Source organism: Candidatus Cloacimonadota bacterium (assembly GCA_034661015.1).
Taxonomy (GTDB): Bacteria; Cloacimonadota; Cloacimonadia; order JGIOTU-2; family JGIOTU-2; genus JAYEKN01.
This window is the reverse complement of sequence record JAYEKN010000211.1, coordinates 1-2256: the sequence shown is the minus strand read 5'-3', so window position 1 is coordinate 2256 and position 2256 is coordinate 1. Positions and strand designations below refer to the sequence as shown.

The window sequence follows — 2256 nt, the reverse complement described above, 5'->3', positions numbered from 1 at the left end:
AAAATCAAAAAATTATGAAACTACATTTTCTATTATTAGGCTTAGTGATGTTTATTTTTACAGATACTTTTGCTCAAGAAGTTACATCTGATGAAAAAAAAGAAAAAAAACAGGAGTCTGTTTTTAACCCAACTTGAAAATTTAGTCTCAATAATACAATTTGACTCAAAAATAAGGAAATGCTAAGTGGCAGATAATAAGCGATATGCAAATATTTAACATATTTTAACATACAGTTATTTGCCTAATAATCAAAGAGATGAGTTTTTCGGGGCTGAATTTTAGTCCCCCATAGATTTGCACGGTAATTATAATGGTATTATATTTGCAGAATGTTTTTGAAAAAAATAAATAAGAAGAATAAAAATTCCGACAAGGAATATACCTATTACAGGTTGGTGCACAGTTACAAAACAGGGAACAAAATAAGACACCAAACAATAATGAGTCTCGGCTCATTATCAGGTGTTTCCAAAGAAAACCATAAAGCACTTGCCGACAGAATCGAAGAGATTATCTCCGGCAATTCTAATGAGTTATTTGCTGATAATCAGAGATATAAAGATATTGAGGAGCTTGCTCGGGAATTTGCAGATAAGATTATCAAAAACAAATTATTTACAACTAACAACAAAAAAAGCAAGATAGAGAAAGAGATACAGAGTAACTATCAAGAAGTTGATTTAGAGAGCATTGAACAGATTGACAGTAAGGAAATCGGAGGAGAGCATCTTGTAAAGCAGTCTTTTGAAAAGCTCGGAATTGACAAACTGTTATCAGAAACCGGAATGTCGGCAAATCAAATTAAAATAGCACAAACACTGCTGACAGCCAAGATGCTGCATCCGTCAAGCGAGTTAGAGACAGAGCGTTGGCTTTCGGAAAACTCAGCTGCCGCGGAACTCTTTGAAATCGATGAAAACATCAGCCGCTATAAGCTGTATAAAGCAGCCGAGCAGATGTATGAGAATAAGGAACTTATTGAAAATAAATTATATTCCAACATTCAAGATATTTTTTCGGGCAGAAGCAAAATTGTTATTTTTGATTTGACAAATATGTATTTTGAAGGTCAGATGCTCGGCAGCGAAAAAGCAAATTTCGGACGCTCAAAACAAAAGCAGAGCGGCAGCAAATTAATAGGCCTCGCCTTATCCATAGACAGTTTGGGCTTTGTGAGAAACAATAAATTTTACAAAGGAAATGTCAGCGAACCGGGAACATTTTCGACAATGATAGAGGACGTAAGCAAACAATTTCCAGCTGAGGATGAGGTTCCTGTCGTAGTAATGGATGCCGGAATAGCAACAGAAGAAAATTTGGAACTTCTGCGAAGCGACAAATATAAATATGATTACGTTTGTGTAAGTCGCATAACACCAAAGGCTTATGACAAACTTTCTGAAAATGCGGAAAGCATAACCGACAACAGGGGCAATAAAATAGAACTCACAAAAATAGATGTAAAAGACAAGCCTGATAATTTTTTGCACGTTAAAAGTGAACAAAAACAAAAGAAAGAAGAGTCTATTGATAAAAAACTGACAAAAAGATTAGAGCTTGAATTACAGGAGATTAAGGACAAATTACCAAAACCCCGCACATTAAAAAAGATAGAGAAAGTTCACGAAAAGGTCGGAAAAATAAAAGCAAAACTGTCAAAAATTGGTTGGCTGTATGACATAAAATACACCGAAGATAAGGAGAAAGGAATAATTACCGATATTACTTGGGAGAGAATAAAAGAAAGAGAACGTCCCAAAGGAGAATATTTCCTTCGATATACTAAAACGGCTGTAAAAGAGGGCGATATTTGGCAGATTTACAATCTGACAAGAGATGTTGAAGCAGTTTTCCGCACATTAAAAACAGACCTTGACATAAGACCTATATACCATCAAAAGGACGCATATATTGAACCGCATATATGGCTCGGAATATTAGCATATCAAGTCGTAAATTACATAAGAAGAACGCTCAAAGGAAATGATATAAATTACAGCTGGCAGACAATTACGGAAAAAATGCGAACAATGCAGTCATCAATAGTCAGCGTAAACAATAAGCAAAATGAAAAATTATATATAAAACTTTGCACAAGACCCACAAAAGACCAAAGAAACATTTTCGACAGTCTAAAATTTAAGCACAGACCTTTTGTAAGAAAAACAAAATTAGTCCCCCAAATGTAAAAAACAAAAACGCTAATCACTCAAAATGAGACGTTTGTGAATGTCAATTTTCAAGTTGGGTTAA

Annotated in this window: 1 protein-coding gene; it reads left to right on the top strand. The window is 34.5% G+C overall.

What is annotated here, in order from left to right:
• Nucleotides 1–338 precede the first annotated feature (338 nt).
• Nucleotides 339–2192, top strand: a complete 1854-nt coding sequence (locus U9P79_08110; protein ID MEA2104586.1) for an IS1634 family transposase — start codon at nt 339–341, stop codon at nt 2190–2192.
• The last annotated feature ends 64 nt before the right edge of the window (nt 2193–2256 follow it).